This is a genomic window from Psychrobacter piscatorii, assembly GCF_043641605.1.
Lineage (GTDB): Bacteria > Pseudomonadota > Gammaproteobacteria > Pseudomonadales > Moraxellaceae > Psychrobacter > Psychrobacter piscatorii_C.
This window is the reverse complement of sequence record NZ_JBHZRK010000001.1, coordinates 19,011-44,119: the sequence shown is the minus strand read 5'-3', so window position 1 is coordinate 44,119 and position 25,109 is coordinate 19,011. Positions and strand designations below refer to the sequence as shown.

Below are 25,109 nucleotides of genomic sequence, written 5' to 3'. Positions count from 1 at the left end.
ATTGTTCGTGGTTTTAACCACGGCTTTGAGCTAAACTGACGGGATTATTGACCGAACATTTACCTCTTTTATGGACAAACGCCCATCGTGTTTTGATCCGCCATAATGAATAACAATAGATGACTATTATGAGTAATTTTGCGAGTAGCTTTGTTAATTTTGACATTCCCAATTGGTTTGATAGCCAGCATTTAACGGGTATGCTCCGCGGTATCGAAAAAGAAGGCCTGCGCGTGAGGCCTGATGGTTTTTTGGCACAGACGCCGCATCCAGCCAAACTTGGATCAAAATTGACCCACCCTTTTATTACTACCGATTATTCAGAAAGCCTACTTGAACTTATCACCGAACCAAAAGCTTCGCCAAAAGAGACACTTAATATGCTGCGTCAATTGCATGTATTGGTGTATCAAGGTATGCCGGAAGGCGAGCTGATGTGGCCATTATCCATGCCCTGTATGCTGTCTTCTAAAGATGAAGATATTCCACTGGCTGATTATGGCAGCTCGAACACAGGCAAGCTAAAAACCCTGTATCGCAGTGGTCTGGGTATCCGCTATGGTCGCCGCATGCAGACAATCGCAGGGTTACATTACAACTTGTCTTTTGGTGACACGCTCTTTGAAACGTGGCAAGCGCAAACCTCAACGGCACAAGAGCAGACGCTGACAGAGTTCAAAAACGAGAAATACCTAGGGCTTATTCGCAACTTTAAGCGACTGACTAGCCTTGTGTTGTATTTATTGGGTGCAAGTCCAAGTGTATGTCCTTGTTTTGTTGCTGGGCGTGAGCATGACTTAGAACTATTGAACGACTCAACCTACTATAAGCCGACTGCCACCAGTCTGCGTATGGGCAAGCTTGGCTACACCAATAGCGTGCAAGAGCAGCTAGATATTCGTTATAACTATTTGCCAGAGTATGTCGCTGGACTACGCCGCGCGATCCAAACACCGCATGAGAGCTTTGCCAAGCTTGGTCTGGAAGATGAAGATGGCAACCCAATTCAGATTAATAATCATATCCTTCAGATAGAAAATGAATACTATAGCCCCATTCGTCCTAAGCAAATTGCGATGAGTGGTGAGACACCGACCGAAGCGCTTGAGCGTCGCGGTATTGCTTATGTTGAGTTTCGTGCGATTGATCTCGATCCTTATAGCGATGTTGGTATTCGTCTCTCTAGTGCTTGCTTCTTAGAAGTGATGGCGCTCTACTGTCTATTCAGCGATTCACCTGATTTGCTGCCTGAAGAAGAAGAGGCACTCGCTATTAACCTAGAGCGTGTGGTCAACGAAGGTCGCCGTGAAGGTTTATACATCATTAATAACGGTCAAGAGCAATCGCTTGAAGACTGGATGCTGATGCATTTGGAGCGTATGCAGCCGCTTGCCGCATTGTTAGACGCTCACTACGGTGGTAACGACTACCGTGCAGCAGTCGCGCTAATGCAAGGTAAAGCAGGTCACTCTGAGTCGACGATCTCCGCCCAAGTAAACTCTGATAGCAAACGCTTAGGTAGTCTATGGCAGCTTGGCTTTACATTGGCGCAGCAGCATCGTGAGTCATTATTGCAGCAGACCCTCAGTCCAAACACCCAAGCGAAATACGAAGTATTGGCAGAAAAGTCTATCTTGCAGCAGGCTGAGATTGAAAAGTCTGAGACAGAAGACTTTATGGACTTTTTACAGCAGTATCGCTAGACCTGATTGCCTCCTAACCTCTGTATAGATGAAACCATAAGAGTAACGCACTATGCGACAGCTGACCACTTACCGTAACTTGCAAATATTTTTAGTATTGATGGCCGTAGTAGGCATGAGTTTTGCGCTGTTTTATTTACAGCGTCATCTAGGGCTTTCGCCTTGCCCGCTCTGTATTTTTCAGCGTATTGGTCTAATAGTGATGGGCGGTTTTGCGCTGATATCAGCATTATTTAATCCAAAATCCAAAGTGGTGAAGTTACTATTATGGCTTGGTAGTTTGGCAGGTATTGGCTGGTCTACTGCTGTGGCTATACGCCATGTTTGGCTACAGCACCTACCTGCTGACCAAGTACCGTCATGCGGCCCAGGCTTGGACTATTGGCTAGATACCTTGCCTATGTTGCAAGTGTTCAAAGAAGTATTTGCAGGTTCTGGTGAGTGTGCTTCTATCGATTGGACGTTTATTGGGCTTAGTATCCCTGAGCTGTCGTTGATCCTATTTAGCGTACTTCTTGTGGCGCATGGGGTCATATTGTGGCGTATCGTGCGACCTATTACCAATCAGTCTATCGCTCGATAGTTCATTAAAATCGCTTTATATTTTACCGTTATCACTTCTTTCTAAACAGACATTCATACTCTGCTATGCAATGTCTGTTTTACTATCTGCGACTGTTAAACCTCCCTTATTACCTATGTTAGACAAACCGATAGAGCCTACTTTGCTATACCAAGCATATTGAACACAACAAAAAGTCCACAGATATATCTGTAACCCTTTGATACCTTTAGACAGCCTATTTTTTTAGTGGGTAGTTTTAGTGAGTAGTTATGAGAGCTCCGTCGCTTTTGAGCGATAAATTGTCTATATTTTAAAGATCAGATACGCTCTCAAATTCCAATATTTATATTATCGCAAATTTTATACGACCCATTGTCTCGCGTTTTTGGTAACGATATTTGCTTAATGTTACTGATAGCATGGGTGATTTTTAGACACACTATTTAAAAAACTGTTTTGGTATGACCATGATATATCTTGCACCTATTTGCTCTACCACATCTACTGTCATTAGACGCTGGGGACCGTCCTTATTAGCGGTACCACTCTGTGTGCTATTGATAGGCTGTGATAGCGCCTCCTCGAATTCTGATCAAGACATGAGGACTAAAGCTTCATTTGTCGATGCATCAGCAGAATCTGATACGCAAAGCACATCAGAAGAGATAGAAAGCGACAGTATGTCTGAATCAAATCCTGATGACAGTTTGAATGAATCTACAGAAGGGCAATCACTTATTGCTGCTGCCCAATCCAGTAATGAGGGGCATATGCACCCTTCTACTATACACTCGGAATCGAACAGTAGTGCGCTGCAAGCCACGCTAATGGGTGATTATGGTGGTATGGTGCCTTGTGACGACTGCGATAGTATCGATGTCACTTTGAACCTATTTTCTGATGGCTCTGTATTAAAATCTAGCACCTATCACGATGCTGAACAGCAGCGCGCACCGTTACTTGAGTCTGGCGTCTATCGTCAAGACAAAGACAAAATCACCATTGTATATGAAGACAAACATATCGAGTCTTATTACATTCAAGACAATCATCTGATTTTGATAGATGAGCAAAAAAACCTAAATAATGACTATACGTTGTCACGTAAATAGACAGCAAATGCTTGGTATGCTGCCGAATGAGACAGCATTTATCAGCTAGATAACGCCTACTTGTTAGGCGTTTTTTGTTGGTCATCGAACAGCGTTTACTTTACAATGATCGCTTGTCTGCCAGACTACTGCCATGGCAACGACTGATTAAAACGTTAATCACGACTGATAACAGCTCAGCACCCAAAACTTTATTTTTACTCTCTCTATTTCACTTATTCAAGCTCGTACGGAACGTCTATGCATATTCATATTCTTGGTATTTGTGGTACTTTTATGGGCTCGCTGGCATTATTGGCGCGTGAACTTGGGCATACCGTTACTGGCTCAGATACCAACGTATATCCTCCTATGTCTACCCAACTTGAAAATGCGGGCGTCACTATCGAAGAAGGCTATCTCGTAAAGCACTTGCAACCAGCACCAGACTTGGTCGTCGTTGGCAATGCAATGAAGCGCGGCATGGATGTGATTGAATATATGTTAGATACGGGTCTGCGCTACACATCAGGTCCGCAGTTTTTGTCAGAGCAAGTATTGCAATCGCGCCACGTGATAGCGGTTGCGGGCACTCATGGTAAGACAACAACGACAACCATGCTTGCTTGGATACTGCACTATGCTGGTATCGATACAGGGTTTTTGATCGGCGGTGTGCCACTGGTTAATACGACTGACGAGCACTTACAGCAAGTATTCGCACACAGTAGCTATTTAGGGGAAGAAAAAACTGACGATGATACGACAGTCCCTTCTGGTTATTTTGTCATTGAAGCTGATGAGTACGATTCTGCGTTTTTTGATAAACGCTCAAAATTCGTTCATTATCGTCCGCGCACTGCTATCTTGAACAATCTAGAATTTGATCACGCCGATATTTTTGCTGACTTGAATGCGATCCAAACGCAGTTTCATCATATGGTACGTATGATTCCAAGCACTGGAAAAATTATCATGCCTGCAGCAACTATCAGCTTAGAAGATACTTTAGCAAAAGGCGTTTGGACCCCTATCTGGCGTACTGCTGTCATCGATACGACCGCATCTAATACCAGTAAAAACGACAGTACGCTTAGAGACAGTACGCTTAGAGACAGTACGCTTAAAGACAATAACGACTGGCAAGCGGAACTCATTCGCGAAGATGGCAGTCAGTTTAAAGTCAGTTTTGCTGCTGATAAAGAAGCAGCCGTCATCGATTGGGGCATGAGTGGTATTCATAACGTCAATAATGCTTTGGTTGCCGTCGCGGCTGCTTATAATGTCGGTGTCAGCATCTCTACCGCTTGCGCCGCATTATCGGCTTTTGCTGGTATCAAACGCCGGATGGAATTGATCGGTGATGTAAACGATGTCTTAGTCTTTGATGACTTTGCCCATCACCCTACTGCGATTACCACAACATTAGACGGCGCCAAAAAGAAACTGGCTGGCAGACGTATTTGGGCGATTATTGAGCCGCGCAGTAATACGATGAAAATGGGCATTCACCAAGACAGCTTGGCTGAGTCAGCTACCCTCGCTGACTATACATTGTGGTATGAGCCTACAGGACTAGAATGGGGCTTGAGAGAAGTCATCGAACAAGCTACGGCTGCAAATAAATCCATCGGCAACCAGCAAGTAATGTCTAGCGTCGATACTATTATCGAGCATATCAGCAATCATGCTAAAGCAGGCGATGCAATAGTCGTGATGTCCAATGGTGGTTTTGAGGGGATTCATCAGCGTCTATTAACGGCATTGCGCGATAAATAAACGATTGATTGAACCCTAAACTCTATACTTAGTATCTAAAAAATTAATATCCAATAAATCAGTATCAAATAAAAGCGTGGCTGTCTCATAGACGGGCTACGCTTTTTTATGCGCTTTTCTTTACTCTTCAACCAATTCTCTTATCACGGCTTGCCTGCTAATAAACAACTCGTTAGCACCACGGCTACCTTTGTAACCTTCCGTTTACCTATTGCACCTACGTAATAGCAAATCTGACTTTTTCCTCACATAGGCCCTACACAGGTAACATTTTTTGCTTACTCTTGCGTTTGGGGAATCTTTACAATGGAGTTATTAAATTAGCAACATATTATAAATATTAATAATTTAGGAGAATAACATGAGTTTTATTTGGATGATTATCGTAGGTTTAGTCGCAGGTTTATTGGCACGTGCTATCAAGCCAGGCAGCGATCCTATGGGTTGGATAATGACAATCGTCTTAGGTATCGTCGGTGCCATGTTAGGTGGTTTCTTAGCCAGCTTAATCGGTATTAACGCAGATGGCGGTTTCACTGGTCTTATCTTCTCAGTTATCGGTGCGATCATCTTGCTATTCTTGTACGAAATGATTGTAAACAAACGCCGTGCATAATGGCTAATCAGATAGAATATCTACAAAAAAGCCTTGCGTTAAGTGAGGCTTTTTTTTGTCCAGATACTTATCAAAATCTTTAATTTGTAAATGCATGAGACGTGATATAGAGGGGAAAGTATTGATAAGCATTACTTTTGTCCCCATTTATCTTATAATATCAACCCTATTTTGTCCCTATCATTGAGGTGAGCGTTATGGCACTACTCCCTATCTTAAGTTACCCAGATCCCCGCTTGCGCACGATTGCCAAGCCAGTCAAGGAAGTGACTGCTGAAATCAAAACCTTAATCTCAGACATGATTGAGACAATGTATGATGCTCAAGGTATTGGCCTTGCCGCAAGCCAAGTCGATCGTCATATTCAGCTAATCGTGATGGATTTGTCCGAAGACAAAAACGCGCCAAGAGTGTTTATTAACCCAAAAGTCACGCCATTGGTAGAAGAAAAACAACCGTACGAAGAAGGCTGTCTTTCGGTCCCAGATGTCTATGACAAAGTCGAGCGCCCTAATAAAGTACGTATCGAGGCACTAGACGAGAACGGCGACATCATTGACGAAGTGGTAGAAGGCTTGCTTGCCGTCTGTATCCAACATGAAATGGATCATCTCAATGGCGTGATATTCGTCGACTACCTGTCTCGTTTGAAACAGACACGTGCCCGTGATAAAGTTCGCAAAGTCCTCAAGATACGCGAAAAGCAAGGCGCATCATCAGCTGAACAGCAGCCACAACCGATCAATTCTTAATCTTTTTCTCCTTTACATAATGATGCCTATAGTGAATGTTACTCTCTGATATCCACTATATGGTGCCAATTTTTTAGCAGATACTGTTCTCACCAAAGGTTTACTACTATGACAATGATCAAAATTGACCAATATTTTGAACCTGCCAGCTGGCAGAAATTTACCAAAGCTGCTGAAGGTCGCGAGACCCCGTTTTTAGTAGTTGATCTTAGTCGTATCGAGACCAAGTATCATGAGATGGTCAGCCTGTTTCCGAATGCCAAACTGCATTATGCAATGAAGGCAAGTCCTGCGGTTGAGGTCATTAATCTGCTGGCAAAACTGGGCTCTAACTTTGACTGTGCCTCTATCTATGAGCTGGATCGTGTGCTTGATTGCGGCGTTGAGCCATCGCGTATTTCTTATGGTAACACCATCAAAAAAGCCGACCATGTTAAGTATGCCTTCGAAAAAGGTATCGATCTGTACGCGACCGACTCAGAAGCAGACCTAAAAAATATTGCCAAACATGCACCTGGTTCTAAAGTATTTGTGCGCATATTGGTACAAGGGTCAGAGACAGCAGAATGGCCATTGTCACGTAAGTTTGGCTGTCACCCTAATATGGCTATCGACCTTCTCATTCAGGCGCGTGAGCTTGGCTTGGTACCTTATGGTATTTCGTTCCACGTTGGCAGTCAGCAAAAAGACGTTGCTGCATGGGACGATGCGTTAGCCAAAGTTAAGTATATGTTTGACTGGATGAAGAATGAAGAAGGCATCAAGCTACAAATGATCAATCTAGGTGGCGGCTTCCCAACCAACTACATCAGCGAAGTCAATCCCATTAAGGTCTATGCAGAAGAGATTACCAGCTATTTGACTGATGATTATAATGATGACGAGATGCCTGAGATTATTTTAGAGCCAGGACGTTCATTGGTCGGTGGTTCAGGCGTATTAGTCAGTGATGTGGTACTAATCTCTCGCAAATCAGACACTGATTTGGCGCGCTGGGTCTATACGGATGTCGGTTTATTCCAAGGCTTAATCGAGACGCTAGGCGAAGCCATCAAGTACCCTGTGTATACCCCAAAAATGGAAACGTCGACTAATGAAGGGACGGTTGTATTGGCAGGTCCCACCTGTGACTCAACCGATATCATGTATGAAGAAGCAGGTTATCAGTTGCCAGAAGAGCTTGAGATTGGTGACAAAATATACTGGCTCACCACGGGCGCTTATACCAACTCGTATTCATCAGTAGAGTTCAATGGTTTTCCGCCGCTTGAAGTGGTTTATATTGACTAGTCTTTAAACCTATTGTCTATAGAGAAGCGCGATGCTATTAATAACAGCACCGCGCTTTTTTGTGTTTTGCTATTTTGCGTATTCGCTATTGAACCAACAAAGTAATCGGTACACTATTGTTGCTATTGGTCGTTCGACTGCCGCTACTGGTTGAGCGTTGTGAAATCTCACCAATTGTCACCCACTGTCCACGTGGCACAATGATTGTACTGTTCAGATTTTGACCTTGAATGATATTACTGCTCGTACCGTACCTATTGTAGGATGAGTTGGATCGCGCCAGTCGCTCTTCAACTTGTGACAACCTCACTTCGACTTGTCCATCAGGCAGCAGTCTGGGTGTGACAGCAATGCCTTGCGTCGTTGGCAGTAGTACTTGCTGCTGAATAATAATCTGCGCGCTTGGCTGACGGTCAATGGGATGATGATAATTTGGTTGAATAGTGGCACGATAGTTCTGCGTCAATGAATAGAGCGTGCTGGTACTAATACTAGCAGCACTACCAGACAGCGTTTGTACTTGATACAAGCTACTACCTTGTTTCTGACGGTTATATTGATTGATTGCGCCTGCACCTTGGATACCGCGATTGGTAATGATGACTTGACCCTGCCGAACATTATCCTGAACACTGCTGCTACTTCCAACACGCACCGCGACCGTGAGCGCTTGTGGCTGACGGTCAATCTGCGTGAGTAGCTGCTGTATCATTTGATAATTGTGGGGTGTTGTTATTAGCACCAACTTATCTTGGTATACGCTGACGGTGCCGCCATCAGCGCTATTATTGAGTTGTTGTCTAACTGAGGGTAGTAGCGCGGCACCGCCATAAGTGTCAATCACATAGGTTTGAGAAACAGCAGCGATAGCCGAAGTGCTCAGTATAATACTTGCGGCTGTAACCAGTAATGGCGTTGTTAGTTTTTTAATAAGAGCGTCCATAAGCAGTTAAATCCGAGTCAAGTGACCAAATAAACACTTCTACGTGTGTGCGCCTGTTTGCTTTGTTCTTGGCCTGAATATCTTCATACTCTTTGATAATAGACAAGTCTGTTAAACTCATACCTTCATTGGGTTTATGAGGTGTTTTGTTCTGTCCTGCTTTATCGACAAACTCAGTAATCCACTTCTGCCACTCCAACTTCAATTCAAAATCACTTATCTCAAATGGTAAATCACCATTAAATGTCTTTTGCATCATATCAACAAATCTTCTAGCAGCTTGTCGACGCATGGTCCCATCACCATTTTGGCTAATATGATTACCAACCTCGACCGCTACTACGAATGGTATGATAAATCGACAATCCGATTCTATATAAGTTTTAAAGTCGGCCATGACATTGTTTTTTTCGTTGTTTCGATTAGGTACATCTAAAATATTCAGTAAAATAGTCGTATCCAAGATGCAAATGTCTGTCATTTAATCAGCTCCTTGTAGCTGATTAAGCCAACTGAGCGCTTGCTGTTTACGTTGCTCACTGGTTGTTGGATGCTTGATAAAACGTTCAACGATACCTTGAGTCACTAAGTCGCCAAGCGTTCCTTGAGCTACTAGACCAAGATAGTCATCTAAATCGCCTAACCGAACCAACTTACTATCGCCCTCTTTCGGATCTCTGTAGCAAAATACAACATCTGCCAGCGCCTCATCAGGTAATGCATCCATCAATGCAGGGTTATGCGTTGATAACAACAGATTTAGATTACGCTCCTCTGCATATTGGCGTATCAAGCTTAGTATTTCATTGGCACGAGTAGGATGAATACTATTGTCAATCTCTTCAATGACTACCGTTGAACCTTTTGGCACAGACAGTAGCGCAGCCGCAATGCCCAATACTTTTAACGTACCATCTGATAATAAATCCATAGTACGTTCAGTAGATGTGTCGCCAAAACTTTCACACAATAAAAACTCTACTCGCTCTCTTTTATCTGTATAAAAATTAATATCGGTAATATCTTGCTCAGGTAAACTCTGAACTAGCTGTAATATTTTTCCTTTATGTTCTAAATTTTCTTTACAGAGATAACACAAGACACCTGCTAGATTTGCTCCGCTATTAACTAGTACTGTTTCAATCACACTATCTTGACGCATAGCACTAGGTACAAAATCATAGAAAAAAGTATTAGTTAAAAAGTGTGCTAATTTATCGAGAGAATTTATATTAATTGAGTTGAACTTTGTTGCATTATTAAACCCTTTCCAGATAACTTCATAAAAACTTCTCATTGATAGTATAGATAAATCTCGTTCTGAAAAATTAGCGGCTACTTCGAAGTTACCTATTTTTTGAAACATCCAACTATTCTCATTATTACTCATCCCAAGAATTTCTTCTAAAGAGGCAAGTCTTATAATGTCAAATGCATCAAGATATCCTAAAGCTATTCTCGTATATTTGCCGTTCCTATGAAAGAAAATTTTATTCTCTTTTTCTTGATAAAGTTCCGCTACTACATAAAGTTGGTTATCCTCGTTTAAAAAAACACCAGAATAACTAATTCTAGGCTCATAATTAAGTGACAGAGAAAAGCTATTTCCCTGATTGAAAGCTAAGTCTTTAATGCTACCTCTAACTACCTTATCGCTATCGTTTACTCTATTTTTAAGCGTCGATAAACGCTCACCACCAGCAACCCAGCTTAAAAAGCGAAATGCCTCGATAGCATTACTTTTGCCAGACGCATTCGCCCCTATCAGTAGAGTCAAGGGTGATAAAGGTAAGGTTGCATCTTTATAGCTTTTAAAATTTTTGATGGTAATACTGGCATTGTTTTCCATAACAACCTCACTCACGTTAGATGGTCTAATACTAGTCATTCAGACCCAGCACATCTTGCATATTATATTGCCCGACTGCTTGCTCGGTCACCCATGTTGCGGCGCGGACGGCACCTGCGGCAAAGGTCATGCGCTCTCGTGCGCGGTGGGTGATCTCGACCACCTCACCATCAGCGATAAACATCACAGTATGATCGCCTACGATCTCTCCACCGCGTACGGCATGAATACCAATCGTGCCTGATTCGCGCTCGCCCGTTTGTCCTTCTCGGCCATAGATAGCGACGTCTTTTAGATTCTGTCCGCGCGCCTCCGCAACGGCTTCTGCCATCATATATGCGGTACCAGATGGCGCATCGATTTTGTGTTTATGATGCGCTTCGATGATTTCCACATCAGCATCATTGCCAAATGCTTTGGCTGCCATGCCAAGTAGTTTCAATGATAGGTTGACGCCTGTTGAATAGTTACCTGCGTAGACGATAGCGATTTTTTCACTGGCTTTTGCCAATACCTGCTCTTGCGCCTCATTAAATCCTGTCGTGCCAATGACCATCGCGACATTATGCTCGGCACAAACTTGCATGTTCTTTTCAGTCGCATCAGGCAAACTAAAATCAATCAGCACATCGATGTCATTAATCACAGCTTCTAGCTCATCAACGATTTGTACCTCTAAACGTCCGATAGCAGCCACCTCGCCTGCATCCGCGCCGACAAGACTAGATCCTTGGCGTTCAATCGCTGCATTGAGCGTGGTCTTAGCATTGTTTTGTACGGCTTCGATAAGCATACGACCCATACGACCACCTGCACCGATCACACCAACTTTGATGGTTTGTTCTGTTGTTTGTTGACTCATATCTCTACCTTATATACTTTATATTTGGCGGGGTTATTTTTGGATATCATTTATCGTCAGTTTAACAAATATCGTTAACTGAGTGGTTTTTTATCAGCACAAGAAAAAGCCCAAAGGTTTCACATGAAACCTTTGGGCTTACTTTCAGTATAGCTATTCAATAGCGGTTATTATCAGTCAAACAAATCGCCAATCTTTTTAAAGAATGATTTTTTATGTGGCGACTGCTGATGCTTGCTATCGTCATCCAATGTATCTTGGAATTGACGTAATAGATCTTTTTGCTCACGAGTTAGGTTGACAGGAGTCTCGATAACCACACGGCAAATCAAGTCGCCTTTCATCGTGGTGCGTACTGGCGTCACGCCCTTACCGCGTACACGTAGCAGTTTACCACTTTGCGTACCTTCTGCGACTTTGATTTTTACTTTGCCATCTAAGGTTGGGATCTCAACTTCTTTACCGAGTGCCGCATCCGTGATGCTGACTGGTACATCCATATATAGATCGGCGCCTTGACGAGTAAAGACGTTGTGCGGTTTGACGCGTACTTCGACATACAAGTCACCATTCTGTACGCCTGCACCGCCAGCCTCGCCTTCGCCTGCCAGACGCACGCGATCCCCATCATCGACGCCCGCTGGGATAGATACTTCTAGCGTGCGTGATTTGTCTTTGACGCCATTACCATGACAGTCAGGGCAAGGGTTTTTGATTTGCTTACCAGAGCCGCCACACTGCGGACAAGCTTGCTGCACGGCAAAGAAACCTTGCTGCATACGCACTTGGCCTTGACCATGACACATCTGACAGGTCACGACATCAGAGGCATCTTTGGCACCTTTACCATCACAAGTGTCACATGGAGCCGGCGCGGTAAAGCTGATTTCTTTTTTGCAGCCGCGTACCGCTTCTTCTAATGTCAGCTCAATCACATAACGCAGGTCAGAACCACGACGCGAGCGTCCACCACCGCCGCCACGCGATTGACCAAAGATGTCACCAAAGTTACCGAAAATATCGCCAAAAATGTCTTGGAAGTTGCCGCCGCCTGCACCGCCAAAGCCGCCGCCACCCATGCCATTTTCAAAGGCAGCATGACCCATGCGGTCATACGCTGAGCGCTTTTCTTCATCGCTCAGTACTTCATAAGCCATTGAGGCTTCTTTGAATTTGTCTTCAGAATCAGGGTCATCAGAGTTGCGATCTGGATGATATTTCATGGCAAGCTTGCGGTAGGCTCGCTTAATCTCCTTGCTGTCAGCGGTCTTGCTGACACCTAATACTTCATAAAAATCGCGTTTACTCATGGTTTCTCCTATCGTCTTCGTAGCACCACCAGCTCGTCAGTTCATTAGCTTTGATCAGCTTTTACCATTAACGGTCTTCATCTCATACACAATCACACGGCAATGTTTCATGTGAAACATGGCAAACCACAATGTCACAGGATGATAATATGTGCATGTAACGAACAAATACGGTGGGGGCTACTTAGCCAAATCAATTATAAAAAGTTTGCGCTATTTATGGAGATGGTCTGCTGATTTATCAAGCGCTTAAGTCATGAAATTCGTAGTTAAGGCAGTTAGGTTGCGATATACACGATTTATTAAGATTACTACAAAGCTTTTCATACCTGAACAATGACGAGTCGTGCTAGTATTTATCGCCATATCTACGGTCATTTATACCCATGACGTTTGCGACAAGGTACCAAGTCTTATGAAAAAGCTGATTGTTTTATTAATCGTGATTGCCGTAGCAATCTATGCAGGCTCCCCTTACTACAGTGCGTATCAGCTCAAAAATGCTTATGATGCCAAAGACGGTGCCGCTATCGCAGCGACTATTGATTATGACCAAGTGCGGCCAAGCATCCAAAATCAGCTAGCTGATCAATTTGCCACGACAATGACTAAGTATCCATTAATCGCTGAGCTCGGCGGTGAGCCATTGACTGAGGCTGCCAATGGCTTTATCACGCAAGCGGTTGATGGCGCAATCACCCCGCAAAATATCGAAAAAGTCATAAACACTCAGGGTCAAGCGAATACAGCAACCAAAGAGCTGGCCGCCGCATGGGCAATCGCTAGCGATCAAGTTGACTTGAGAAACCTGATTCAAAGCTTAATCATTCAGCGTGGCGACGTCGATGCTGTGGTCAAGAGTCAAATCCAGCAAGTCATGAAAAAACAAGCGGCGGAGCTTGAGCAGCAGGCGGCACAAGGCAACGATAGCGACAAGCCAACATTGAGCTACTGCGGTATCAATTGCTTCAATATCAGCGGTCAAGTCAAAGGCTATCCACTCACTATCGAGATGCAGCGCCAAGGACTTGTTCAATGGAAGATCGTCGATATTGTCTTGCCATAAACAAGTTGAGACCGCTTTTGATATTTGAAATATTGATAAGTTAAACGATAAAAACCGCTTTATGAATCAGCTCATAAAGCGGTTTTTTATTACTCTATTCAAAATAGTGATGAATAAAGATCTTGAGCGGTACCAATATAATTATTCGATACCTAAAAATTCTAAAAACTCAGGACTCTCGAAACTTGCTTGATATAGCACACCGTCTTCACGGTAAATGGCAGGCGTTGCTATCACTGCCAGTCCAGCGGCTTTTTCGCGATTGGGCGTCACCTGATCGACGTTGCAACTTGCTGGTGCAGGTGTCATCTCACCTTGTAGCATCGCCTTATCGAATGCCTGACGACGACTGCTTTCACTACCTTGGCACCAAATACCACGCATTTGCTCAGGTGACTGCTCGTATATCGGATAGCCGATGGTTTTTACCGTGACACCTTTTGCATTGAGCACGGGTATTTGCTGATGAAATCGGCGGCAATACGGGCAGTTGACGTCATCAGCCACATAGATCACCGCCCTCTGAGGACTGGTCGCCGGATAAGTAATCAGCTGACTTTCATCCAATGTCGCAAATACAGACTGATTTTTGCGTGTTTCAAAATTCTCATCGAGCCCGATAAACTGACCGTTTTCAATCACTGATATCTCACCATCGGTGATGTACTGCGCATCATCTGAGAGCAAAAAAGGCACCCCTTCTAGCGTTGCACCCCAAATGACCCCAGGTACTGCGGTATAAAAGAACGGCGTTTTTGCACTCATATTTTTGAGCGCACGCGTATTGGCAAGCATCGCCGATTTGACTGCTGCACTGACAGGCTTGCCTACCTGCGCACTCGTGCTGCGTACTGGCGTTTTGGTCACTACCCGCTTACTTGGGTTCTTCTGTAACTCACCTTGGATGACATAGCGACCATCTTCAGTGATATGTAGTGGCGGCTGCCCAGCCAAACTCACTTGATACATATTGGGTAAGTTAGACGGCGCAATGGAGGTAATCTGCGTTTTGATACCGGCTTGGGTCAGCACTTGGCGCAACCGCTTATCGACCGTTGCACTTACCGCTTTGCTCATCTGCGCGCTTTGATTGTTTTGGTTCAATTGGGTGCTCGTCGTATCCGCCGAACTTGGTTGGGCACAAGCAGTAGTGACTAATAAGATGACGCTGATTAAGCTCGCAGATTTAAATACAGATAATGTCACAGAAACAGTCCCAGTTGGTTTTTAATAAATATAACGCTTCACAAAGCCAGCTCTTATTAATCGCAATTATATTATGTAAAAGAGTATATTAAAATATTAGACAGACTTTAGCATAAAGGAAGTTTTTGCAAAGTCATAAAAGCGCAGTTTTGCAAAATTGCTACTGAGCTTTAAGAGATAGGCAACACAGCCAGATAACAGACATAAATATAATATAGCAGATCGCAAAAAGCAGCACACTGGATAGTGGCTGCTAATGGGTTTAAAACGATAACTTCAAGACGAGTATTAGTGCCAAAGCTTAATGATTCTAATGCTTATTTCTTAAAACTTAGCGACTTCTTCTGGCGTTAAGAAGCGACTGTCGCCTTTCTCTAGGCCGTCTAGATTGATATGACCGATGCTAGCACGATGCAGCTCAGTGACTCGATTACCAAAGTAACCCATCATGCGTTTGACTTGATGGTATTTACCTTGCTCTAGCGTCAGGCGGGCATGAGTTTCATTAATGAATTCAAGAATTGCAGGCTTGGTTGGCTCATAGTCGCCTTCTAACAAGATGCCTTCAGCGACCTTTTTCACAGCCTTTTCTTGGGCATCGCTATCCATCGGCGATGCTAGGGTCAGCTCATAAACCTTGGCGTGCTCATGCTTAGGGCTGGTGACACGGTGTAGCCAGCCGCCATCATCGCTCATGAGCAAGGCGCCAGTGGTATCGACATCGAGACGTCCAGCGATACGCAAACTACCCAATTCTGGTACGGCGATCAGCTCAGTGACGATTGGATATTCTTTGACTTTTAAGGTACATTCAAAGCCTTCAGGCTTATACAGCAAGATATAGCGATTGCCCGCAGCGACTGACAGTGGCTCGCCTGCCCACATCACATCATCGTTGACGACATCGACATGGAGGCCAGGATCTTTGACCACTTGATCGTTGACGGTGATTTCGCCCGCGTGCATGATCTTTTTGGACTCTTTGCGCGACAGCTCGGTGGCTTTACTAATGAATTTATCTAAACGCATACTATTTACTACCATCGGTTTTATGATACCAGCCCTAAATCAGAAACTAACGACGCCAGCACTCAGCCGTGAGCAGCTCGTTATCTTCGATGGTTAGAAATGATACTATAATGAAAAATAAAATGAACACTGCATCCAATACGGACGACAGTGAAAGTTAGCTAAGTTTACCATATCCAACCTAAGCTTGATGAAATATGAGTTATCAAACGCTAAAACGTGCCGTCACCGCGCGCCTAGAAATCAAAAAATCCGAGTTCATTGCATACGCGTATCCGGTGACCTCACGTGAAGAGGCCATGTTTCACGTGGAACAACTGCGCGAGCAATATCCTGATGCGCGGCATTTTTGCTGGGGCTACATCATTGGTGACCCTGACAATACTACCAGTGCAGGTTTCGATGATGACGGCGAGCCAAGCGGCACCGCAGGCAGACCAATATTAAATGTATTGCAACACAAGTCCATCGGCAATGTCATCATTGTCGTGGTGCGTTATTTCGGTGGTATCAAGCTGGGAGCTGGTGGTCTTACGCGCGCTTATGCAGGCGCGGCCCAAACAGCGGTCGATGAGATGACATTGAATCCCTATGTACCCATGGCAAAGATTCAGATACTGGCAGAGTTCGCAACCGAAGCACAGTGCCGCTATATGATAGAGAGTCTTGGTGGTCACATTGATGATGTCGCCTATAGCAAACAAGTCACCTTGACTGCGACATTGGCTGAGGCAGATATCGACAGCTTAAAAGAACGACTTGCGATGGATGGTCGCGTATTGAATCAGCCAGAAGTCTAAAAAACCTGATTAACCTTTCTCATTAACCGCTTAGATATAGTAGAACCTCAATAAAATTGATACAGCATAGGAAACGCGCTCGATTAAACGCTACTTTTCTTGCTTGCTGTGACTGCGTCTCCAGAGGCTGCGAAAAATAGCGTTTAATCTTGCTATACCATTTTTATAATGGTTTCACTATAGTTGTATTCAGTCGCTATTTATTAGCTTGTCAGCCATTTTCAGTAATCATGCGTCCACTGAAAATTATTGGTTTTTACAGATACTGGCGTTATGATAAAAAAACCTTATCACGCTACTTTTTTGTTTTTCCACGATCATTAAATAAGACCAAAATATGTCAACCTCAACCAAACCTTTCTCTCCAGCGCCTTTTAAGCCGCCCTTTTGGCTAACCAATCCACACTTGCAAAGCATCCTGCCCAAGTTCTTTGCGCCAAAAGCACCAACCTATCGCCGCGAAGTCGAAAAAGACTCTTTGGATGAAAGTGATATTGCCTACGATTTTTATGATGCGCACCCTGTAGACACATCAAAAAACGGTGCGCTTGAGCAAACGCCATTGATTGTCTTATTCCATGGTATGGAAGGCAGCAGCGACAGCCATTATGCGCGCGCATTGGCTTACCAGATGCACGCGCAAGGTTGGCACTTCGTGGTGGCACATTTTCGTAGTTGCGGCGGTATTCCTGCTAATGGTAGAGTTTTTTATAATGCGGGTGATACCGATGAAGTGCATCACGCGCTGCAAAACCTAAAGCAACAATACGCCAATATCTATGCAGTCGGTGTCTCTTTGGGTGGCAATGCCCTAGCAAAATACATGGGCGAATACGGTGACGAAGCACTCTGCCAAGGCGCTACCGTCATCTCCGCTCCCGTCGATATGTCATCAGCGGCGCTTAGTATGCACAGCTTTTTAAGTCATCGCATTTATACGCCTTATTTGCTCAACCCGATTATCAAAAAAGCCTTAGCCAATGACATTACTCAAGAGGAGATCGACTCAATCAAAGCTGTCAATCGCATCAGTGACTTTGATGATATCTTTACCGCGCCGCGTCATGGCTACCGCTCTAACAACCACTACTATCAAGCCTCATCCTCCCTTCCCTATTTGATAAAAGTGACCAAGCCTTTATTGCTCATCAGTGCAAAAGACGATCCGTTTATTGGCTTTACCGCGACACCAAACGATGTCTCTGATAGCGTCACTATCTTAGATACTGAGCACGGTGGACATATCGGTTATTTGCGTTATCGCTCAGATAAAGGTCAAGCCAAAAACAATATTAATGGCAAATCTTCAAAATTCGATATCAACTGGATACCCGAAACGGTGAGTGCGTACTTCAATTGGATTGGTGTTGAATCACGTAAAAAATAGGCCTAAGTAGCCCTGACAATAGCTCCTAATCTAACGACTTTTAATGCTGTCCTTTAAACCTTCGAGACGACTTTATGTACCCATTTATCCGCTATGCCAGCACCATCGCTCATGCCGCCTTAAAAGCAAAAAAGGGCGATACCCTAACCCTAAAAGAGACTAGCGAGATTCAGTTTCGCTGTCGCCTGACGGACATCGATAATTTCTTGGAGATGAATAACGGTCGCGTATTCACGCTGTATGATTTAGGGCGTATGGATTTTGCGGTGCGTAGCGGACTTGGCACGCAGCTGCTAAAACAGCGTTGGGGTCTGGTCATCGCTGGCAGTACCATCCAATATCGCAAGCGTATTCGCGCTTTTGAAAAGGTAACACTAAAGACTAAAATGGTCGGTATCGACGCGCGCTGGCTCTATATCGAGCAATCGATGTGGGTTAAGGGCAAACCTTGCTCATCTGCGCTACTGCGTACAGGCGTGACCAAAGGCGGTCGGGTGATCGATACCGCACAAGTGCTAGCCGCATTGGGACAGTCTGATTGGGATCTACCGCCAACTGGCTATGTGGCCGAATGGATAGAGAGCGATGCTGATCGTCCATGGCCACCAACGGAGTGATAACCAAACCGCTTAACTTAAAACTGCTTGGCTTAAAACGACTCTTACTGAGCATTCATTCAAAGCACATCACAGCCACGTAACCTTATAGCTACTATTTCATAACAACTCATTATATGAATACATATAATAAATGTTAGGATAGTAGTGAGTATGACATTCGACTCAACTAAATATAGTCTGATAAGGAGAATAATATGGCTAACACGACGGATTTTGTCGGTACGTTATTTGATAATAGTGAATCAAATCCAAGCAAAATCACCCTAGCCTTTACCATGGCTAGCGTGGCACTCAAAAAAGGCCACTCTGCCACGGTGATATTGATGGTAGATGCGGTACATCTGGCAAAACCAAACGCGCTAGACGATGTCAATATTGGCGCGCCATTTGAGCCTGCTGGTGAATTGCTAGAAGCCTTTATCGAAAAAGGCGGACAAGTATTGGTCTGCGGTGCTTGCATGAAGCACAATGGTTTGGAAGAAGCGGACATCGACAAACGCTTTGAAGTGATTAGCGGTGATGATGTGGTTGAGCTGCTGATGAATGCGAAAGGGTCTTTGCAGTTGAATTAATCACAAGAGTTAAGAATCAAAGTTATAAGAATGAGTCAATTTTCTCAGTCATCTTTTTAGTGGCTTGGATGATTGGCTCTTTTTTTGTGTACAATAAATCAGTGCTTGAATTGTTTATATCATGGTCAGTTCGAAGACAGTTATGCGACTACTGTTATCCTCATTTTGTCTTTATTTGGTTGTCACTGATTTGAACTCTATACCGCTCCTCCTAAATGAGTAAGGATACTTATGAAATTTCGATATGCGCGACATACCAATAATTTGGACACCCTTATTGATTTTTATCAGAACATTATTGGACTAGAAAAGCTAGGCGGCTTCAAAGACCATAGTGATTACGATGGTGTTTTTTTAGGATTTCCCAATCAAGATTGGCATATGGAGTTTACCTATTCCGCTGATAAAGCAAACCATCATCCTGACAGGGACGATTTGATCGTACTTTACTTAGATAGCGAAGAGGAAATCCAAACCATTATAGATAGGGCGAAACAGGCAGATATACTACCGACCACCTCACAAAATCCTTATTGGAATGAAAACGGTATTGAGTTAACTGATCCAGACGAATTCGGCGTCATACTAACGATAAGTCCGTTGAAATAGAGAATTAGAGTCAGTCTGTTTAGGGCGTATCATTGGAGTTTGCCGATTAGCGGTGATGATGTGGTTAAGCTATTACCACCACGAAAAGTACTTGTCTGAAGTGGTAACCTCTACATTACTTTTGGACTTATTGCAGGTTTCACAGGTCAGTTGAATATTACAAGGATCATTAACTCCATACATATCCAGAGGGACAATATGATCAAAATTGCTTTTCTTATAGTGGTTAATCAAGTTTGTTAGGTCTGTATTACAAAATACACACCTACCCTTGTCTCTATGAAAAACAGCTTTTTTCACCCATACCGGTATATGACACCTTTTAATTGTTCCTTTTTCAGTCATATATTCACTAGGATAAATTACATTCTTTTCATATATATGAGTAGAAACTATCTTATTGAATTTCAGAAGAAGCTTTCTATTATTAAATAAAACATAGAAAGCCTCTTCAGACATTTCAGAGAACAACTCATAAAATTTATCCTCATTTTCTAAGAACCATTCATATGCACATGGATCCTCTCTATCATCATCTTCCACTATTTTTTGAATATTAATATTGTAGATATCAAATTTCTCATACCAGATTGATAGGTACTCATCATCATAACAATCTTCGTTCTTCCTAAAATCACGTCTATAAAAATTAAATGCTGTAATAACAATGTACTGATGCAACAGAGTATCTTTATTAAATTTAGCTGAATGCTTTATAAAGTAATCTTCATTGTAGTTCCAAAACTCCGTTTCTAAGTTTATATGTTCTTCAACAAGATTAATTAGATCATAGATACCATGAAAACTATATTTTTGTAGCCTACTCATCTCTCTAACCTAATCATTACTCAGTAAATATATTATACAGTTAAGACAAGTCAGATTAATATAATCACTTAACTACAAATCTATAGCCAACTATCTTGACTACAACTTCATAGCCAAAGCTCACCCCTCCTATTCAGCAACTAAATAAACACTATCCAACACGCGCACCGCCTACCTCTGCTACAGTAAGTCATGCAAATATCCTAATAAGAAGGAGCCATTCATGAGCTTACTTAATACGCTTAACCTCACCTACCCGATCATTCAAGCGCCAATGGCAGGCGCAACCACGCCTGAACTCGCAGCGACAGTGAGTAGCTTTGGTGGACTGGGTTCACTGGGTGCTGGTATGACCGCGCCAGACGTTTTGGATAGCCAAATCGATACGATTAAGACCCTGACCGACCGTCCTTTTATGGTCAATCTGATGGTGTTATCTGAACACGAGTCGAGCAGCTTTGATACCGCCATGCCGACTTGGCTGAGTCAGTATTATCAAGAGCAGAATATAGAATTTACGCTACCCGCACGTCCAGCACAGAGCTTTTCTGAACAGTTACAAGTCCTCTATGACAATCCTGTACCTGTCGCCAGTTTTACCTTTGGTATTATCAGTGCCGATCAAGTTCAGCGTTTGCAAAGCCTAGGGACACGCGTTATTGGTACAGCAAACCATCCATTGGAAGCCAAAGCATGGAGCGAGATTGGTGCAGATGCGGTGTGCGCGCAAGGGGCGGAAGCAGGCGGTCATCGCGGTGGTTGGTTGCCGCAAAGCGAAACTGATCCATTGGGATTATTGACTCTGATTAGTCAAACGCGCGCTTGCACAGATATTCCTTTGATTGCCGCAGGTGGCATTATGACGGCACAGGATATTAAGGCAGTACAAGCAGCAGGTGCTGAGCTTGCGCAAATGGGGACGGCGTTTTTGACCACAGATCAATGCGGTATTAATAATACGTATAAACAAGCGCTCATTGATGCCAGTCAAGGTAGACGCAGTACTGAGACACGCTTGACGAGACTGTTCTCAGGCAAACTTGCGCGTGGTCTGTTAAACGATTATCTGCGTGATTTTGCTCAATTTGAGAGCGCAGATGCGCTACCGCCCTACCCGCAACTCAATGCCATGACTAAGTTTATGCGGGCGGATGCGACCAAGCGTTTGGACGCAGAGCATCTATCGCTATGGGCAGGACAAGGCGTGTCTTTGGTCAGAGACGAAAGTACAGAGGCCTTACTGACGCGACTAACAAAAGACTTGTGAATTACTGACCCTTAAGCATTGCACGAAATTCTTTGTAATCACTGGCCGTCGCTTTTACTGCCTCAACCATCGGAACATGACCAACCTCAGACATCATAATCAGCTGCGCCTGCGGCATCAGCTCGGTCATGATGGCGGCGGTCTCAGGCTTGATGATTTTATCCTCAGCACCCCAGACGACGAGCGTGGGTATATCGCGCTGCGCGATAATTTTGGCACGTGCTTCCACATTGTCTGCGGTAATCTGCTTGAGAATGTTGGCATGCAACTCTCGGTTGGCGATATTGGTCTGAGCAAAGACGGCTTGCACGGTTTTGGGAATATAAGGCGGCTTGTACATCACGAGATTATACAAAGCAAAATAATCCTCTGTGTTTTTGACCAACAGCGGGCTGTTGTCGAAGCTATCATCATCAAACCTATCTTTTGGAAACCCTGCTGACCAAAAACCGCCACTATCGAGTAGCCACAAGCTTTTGACGCTATCAGGATACATAGCGGCATAAGCAACACTAATGGCACCGCCCATTGAGTTACCACCGATATGAATATGAGACGCGACACCTTTTGCTTGTAGCAGCTCATGTAAACGCTGTGCCTGAGCATCGGCGCGATAGTCAGCTTGCGGCGGTTTGCTGGATTCACCAAAACCCAGCAAGTCTGGAATGATCAGATGATAATCGCTCAGCTCTCTAGCGATGCGGGTAAAGTTGTCTTTGTTTGCCCCAAATCCATGGATGAGCAGTAACGGCTCGCCGTTGATATTGCCGCCTTCTAGATAGGTCATGGTATCGCCAGAGGTCAGCGTCAATACCTTTTTTTCAAGCTTGGCTTTATTGCGCTCGAACTGTATCAGCTTTTGGGTGGCATTGACCGCAAGCGTATTGGGCGCGGTGGTGCAGGCTATGACGGAAAGACTAAATAGGGCGACAAGGCTTAAACGTTTTAGTGTCATCGAAACATCCTTGTTAGAAATATAGCCAATCCACTCTTAAATTGGATCAACGATAGTATAAAAAGTATCTACGCTATGATTCTAACGATAAATGCGGCTTTATATTTATAAATCTCTTACTTCGTAGTCAAATCAGCGTCATCCTTTCGAGGATTTTTAGAATAATCAGGATTTTATAATCAGTAGAAACTGAGCTGGCCTCCTAACCGTATATAAGGCACAACATCAAAAGGACAGTAACAACGTTAGTAACACATTTCGTACTAGGGCTTATGTCAGCACGTGGTTTGCTTACCGTTCTAATAAAAATGGCAAGGGCATTGTCATTTATAATAAGCGTTTTTATGCGATCAGTTTCAAGTTCATTACCTATCCTCTGTCCTAAGACGCATTTTTATCATAAATCAAAGCCCACTTAAATGGCGCAAAAGGAAAGACATTGAGCGACACCAGTATTGCCACTGACAAACGGCGTGACCTCACCGAAGGGTCGATTGCCAAAACGATGCTCCTATTTGCTTTGCCAACCCTTGGCTCGTCAGCGCTACAGTCGTTGAACGGCTCCATCAACGCCGTCTGGGTGGGGCGCTTTTTAGGGGAAGAGGCGCTCGCCGCGACAGCGAACGGCAACATTTTGATGTTTATACTCATCTCCTTTGTTTTCGGTTTTGGTATGGCGTCTACTATTCTGATTGGTCAGGCCATGGGTCGCCGTGATGAGGCGATGGTCAAAAGAACCATGGGCACGGCGCTCGGCAGTATTATTCCGATCAGCATAGTGGTGTCGGCAGGAGGGTGGATATTTGCACCAATGCTACTGGATTTGCTTGGCACGCCAGCCAGTGCGGTGGATCTGGCTCTGACCTATCTACGGATGATTTTCGTTGCGATGCCCGTCACGCTCACGTTTACGCTGATCATGATGGCACTGCGCGGGACGGGCGATTCTACGACGCCGCTTTGGTTTATCATTATATCGGTGGTGATCGATCTGATTTTGACGCCGACACTGATTTTGGGTCTAGGGCCTTTTCCCGAATGGGGTATATTTGGCTCGGCCTTCGCCACCGCCGCCGCAAATACGCTAGCACTTATTGGTATGGTTATCACCATGTACCTGCGTGGCTCTGTGCTGACACTCAGTATGCCAGAGCTGCGCTTTTTGCGCGCAGACCGAGCCATTTTAAAATCAATGTTTTCAAAAGGGCTGCCGATGGGCCTGCAGATGATCGTCATCTCTTCGGCGGCATTGACGATGCTGTCACTGATAAACCGTGAAGGAGTACAGACCACCGCTGCCTATAGTGCCACCCAACAGCTTTGGACATACGTGCAGATGCCAGCAATGGCGCTAAGTGCCGCAGCCAGTGCAATGGTCGCACAGAACATCGGGGCCAATCAATGGGGTAGAGTCTCAGATATCACTCGGTGGGGACTCATCTTTAACGTGATATTGACAGGCGCAATTATCGCGGTGCTGACCATTTTTGATGGCACTATTTTGGGTTTTTTCCTTGGCAGTGACAGCGAAGCGTTGCCAATCGGGGAACACATCCAGCTCATGGCGACATGGGGGTTTATCTTTTTTGGGATAGCGCAAGTGCTGTTTGGCACCATGCGGGCGAACGGCTATGTGATTTGGCCATTGGTCGTTATGGCGATTTCGATGTATCCCGTGCGCCTTGGATTTGCGTTTGGGCTTTATCCCCTCCTTGGAGAAGACGCGCTTTGGCTGTCATTTCCAGCAGGCATGGTAGCCACCGCTCTAATGGGAGCAGGACTATATCTGTATGGCGGATGGCGTAAGGGTAAAAAACTGGTTGCCGAAGAGGCTGCACAAGGGAGTGAAGGATATCGTGTGCATGGTGGCACCTCTGCGTCATGTCGTGATATTACCCCGACGACTGTATGGAAGCTGCTCCCTTTGCGCCGTATCACAAGGCTACATCGACGACTTCGTAGAAGACTCTACAGACACCGTATGATTAAGAACAGTAAAGGATCATAACA

24 protein-coding genes are annotated in these 25,109 nt (G+C 44.3%); 15 read left to right on the top strand and 9 right to left on the bottom strand.

The annotated features are described in order from the left end of the window. Positions 1-128 precede the first annotated feature (128 nt). The 7 genes from gshA to ACHUET_RS00170 all read left to right on the top strand — a co-directional run bounded on the left by gshA (position 129) and on the right by ACHUET_RS00170 (position 7,796). Entirely contained in the window at positions 129-1,703 is a 1,575-nt protein-coding gene (gene gshA, locus ACHUET_RS00200; RefSeq protein WP_394209693.1) for a glutamate--cysteine ligase, read from the top strand. A 52-nt stretch (positions 1,704-1,755) separates the two neighbouring features. Beyond that, entirely contained in the window at positions 1,756-2,286 is a 531-nt protein-coding gene (locus tag ACHUET_RS00195; RefSeq protein ID WP_394209691.1) for a disulfide bond formation protein B, read from the top strand. A 449-nt stretch (positions 2,287-2,735) separates the two neighbouring features. Continuing rightward, entirely contained in the window at positions 2,736-3,380 is a 645-nt protein-coding gene (locus ACHUET_RS00190) for a copper resistance protein NlpE N-terminal domain-containing protein (protein WP_394209690.1), read from the top strand. Positions 3,381-3,620: 240 nt separating this feature from the next. Continuing rightward, a complete protein-coding gene (locus tag ACHUET_RS00185) occupies positions 3,621-5,138 on the top strand; it encodes a Mur ligase family protein (RefSeq protein WP_394209688.1) in 1,518 nt (505 codons plus the stop codon). A 361-nt stretch (positions 5,139-5,499) separates the two neighbouring features. Next, positions 5,500-5,754, top strand: coding sequence for a GlsB/YeaQ/YmgE family stress response membrane protein (locus tag ACHUET_RS00180; protein WP_058024727.1), 255 nt, complete (start codon positions 5,500-5,502; stop codon positions 5,752-5,754). 197 nt (positions 5,755-5,951) lie between these two features. Then, positions 5,952-6,506, top strand: a complete 555-nt coding sequence (def, locus tag ACHUET_RS00175) for a peptide deformylase (RefSeq protein ID WP_394209686.1) — start codon at positions 5,952-5,954, stop codon at positions 6,504-6,506. A gap of 114 nt (positions 6,507-6,620) precedes the next feature. After that, positions 6,621-7,796: a type III PLP-dependent enzyme gene (locus ACHUET_RS00170; protein ID WP_394210320.1), complete on the top strand. Its 1,176-nt coding sequence runs from the start codon at positions 6,621-6,623 to the stop codon at positions 7,794-7,796. A gap of 85 nt (positions 7,797-7,881) precedes the next feature. Here ACHUET_RS00170 and ACHUET_RS00165 read toward each other — a convergent pair whose 3' ends face one another. The 5 genes from ACHUET_RS00165 to dnaJ form a co-directional block, all read right to left on the bottom strand. Beyond that, positions 7,882-8,739 (bottom strand): hypothetical protein, encoded by an 858-nt coding sequence (locus tag ACHUET_RS00165; protein ID WP_394209684.1) that lies wholly within the window; start codon positions 8,737-8,739, stop codon positions 7,882-7,884. Further along, entirely contained in the window at positions 8,723-9,220 is a 498-nt protein-coding gene (locus ACHUET_RS00160; protein WP_394209683.1) for a hypothetical protein, read from the bottom strand. Before ACHUET_RS00160 ends, ACHUET_RS00165 begins: the two co-directional genes overlap by 17 nt. After that, the gene (locus ACHUET_RS00155) at positions 9,221-10,588 is read right to left on the bottom strand and encodes an AAA family ATPase (RefSeq protein WP_394209681.1); all 1,368 of its coding nucleotides are present in this window, start codon (positions 10,586-10,588) and stop codon (positions 9,221-9,223) included. A 31-nt stretch (positions 10,589-10,619) separates the two neighbouring features. Next, positions 10,620-11,450, bottom strand: coding sequence for a 4-hydroxy-tetrahydrodipicolinate reductase (gene dapB, locus ACHUET_RS00150; RefSeq protein ID WP_394209679.1), 831 nt, complete (start codon positions 11,448-11,450; stop codon positions 10,620-10,622). A gap of 173 nt (positions 11,451-11,623) precedes the next feature. Continuing rightward, positions 11,624-12,760, bottom strand: coding sequence for a molecular chaperone DnaJ (gene dnaJ, locus ACHUET_RS00145; RefSeq protein ID WP_201599441.1), 1,137 nt, complete (start codon positions 12,758-12,760; stop codon positions 11,624-11,626). Positions 12,761-13,175: 415 nt separating this feature from the next. Between dnaJ and ACHUET_RS00140 the strand changes: the two genes are divergently transcribed. After that, positions 13,176-13,826: a DUF2939 domain-containing protein gene (locus tag ACHUET_RS00140; RefSeq protein WP_394209677.1), complete on the top strand. Its 651-nt coding sequence runs from the start codon at positions 13,176-13,178 to the stop codon at positions 13,824-13,826. Between the two features lie 141 nt (positions 13,827-13,967). On the opposite strand, the gene ACHUET_RS00135 is transcribed toward ACHUET_RS00140, so the two are convergent. Then, entirely contained in the window at positions 13,968-15,032 is a 1,065-nt protein-coding gene (locus ACHUET_RS00135) for a disulfide isomerase DsbC N-terminal domain-containing protein (protein WP_394209675.1), read from the bottom strand. A 324-nt stretch (positions 15,033-15,356) separates the two neighbouring features. Further along, entirely contained in the window at positions 15,357-16,061 is a 705-nt protein-coding gene (locus ACHUET_RS00130; RefSeq protein WP_394209673.1) for a pseudouridine synthase, read from the bottom strand. A 197-nt stretch (positions 16,062-16,258) separates the two neighbouring features. Between ACHUET_RS00130 and ACHUET_RS00125 the strand changes: the two genes are divergently transcribed. The 5 genes from ACHUET_RS00125 (at position 16,259) to ACHUET_RS00105 (ending at position 20,049) form a co-directional block, all read left to right on the top strand. Continuing rightward, a complete protein-coding gene (locus ACHUET_RS00125) occupies positions 16,259-16,861 on the top strand; it encodes a YigZ family protein (RefSeq protein WP_394209671.1) in 603 nt (200 codons plus the stop codon). A gap of 337 nt (positions 16,862-17,198) precedes the next feature. Further along, on the top strand, positions 17,199-18,248 hold the full coding sequence (locus ACHUET_RS00120) for a YheT family hydrolase (RefSeq protein ID WP_394209670.1): 1,050 nt from the start codon (positions 17,199-17,201) through the stop codon (positions 18,246-18,248). A gap of 74 nt (positions 18,249-18,322) precedes the next feature. Next, positions 18,323-18,865, top strand: a complete 543-nt coding sequence (locus ACHUET_RS00115) for an acyl-CoA thioesterase (RefSeq protein WP_087041781.1) — start codon at positions 18,323-18,325, stop codon at positions 18,863-18,865. Positions 18,866-19,062: 197 nt separating this feature from the next. Continuing rightward, positions 19,063-19,440 (top strand): DsrE family protein, encoded by a 378-nt coding sequence (locus ACHUET_RS00110; RefSeq protein ID WP_394209668.1) that lies wholly within the window; start codon positions 19,063-19,065, stop codon positions 19,438-19,440. Between the two features lie 231 nt (positions 19,441-19,671). Beyond that, a complete protein-coding gene (locus tag ACHUET_RS00105) occupies positions 19,672-20,049 on the top strand; it encodes a VOC family protein (RefSeq protein WP_394209666.1) in 378 nt (125 codons plus the stop codon). 72 nt (positions 20,050-20,121) lie between these two features. Here ACHUET_RS00105 and ACHUET_RS00100 read toward each other — a convergent pair whose 3' ends face one another. Then, positions 20,122-20,877 carry an HNH endonuclease gene (locus ACHUET_RS00100; RefSeq protein ID WP_394209664.1) on the bottom strand — a complete coding sequence of 252 codons (756 nt, stop codon included), beginning with the start codon at positions 20,875-20,877 and terminating at the stop codon, positions 20,122-20,124. Between the two features lie 223 nt (positions 20,878-21,100). Between ACHUET_RS00100 and ACHUET_RS00095 the strand changes: the two genes are divergently transcribed. Then, on the top strand, positions 21,101-22,144 hold the full coding sequence (locus ACHUET_RS00095; protein WP_394209663.1) for an NAD(P)H-dependent flavin oxidoreductase: 1,044 nt from the start codon (positions 21,101-21,103) through the stop codon (positions 22,142-22,144). A gap of 1 nt (position 22,145) precedes the next feature. On the opposite strand, the gene ACHUET_RS00090 is transcribed toward ACHUET_RS00095, so the two are convergent. Next, entirely contained in the window at positions 22,146-23,099 is a 954-nt protein-coding gene (locus ACHUET_RS00090) for an alpha/beta fold hydrolase (RefSeq protein WP_394209661.1), read from the bottom strand. 439 nt (positions 23,100-23,538) lie between these two features. Between ACHUET_RS00090 and ACHUET_RS00085 the strand changes: the two genes are divergently transcribed. Continuing rightward, positions 23,539-25,107, top strand: coding sequence for an MATE family efflux transporter (locus tag ACHUET_RS00085; RefSeq protein WP_394209659.1), 1,569 nt, complete (start codon positions 23,539-23,541; stop codon positions 25,105-25,107). Positions 25,108-25,109 lie beyond the last annotated feature (2 nt).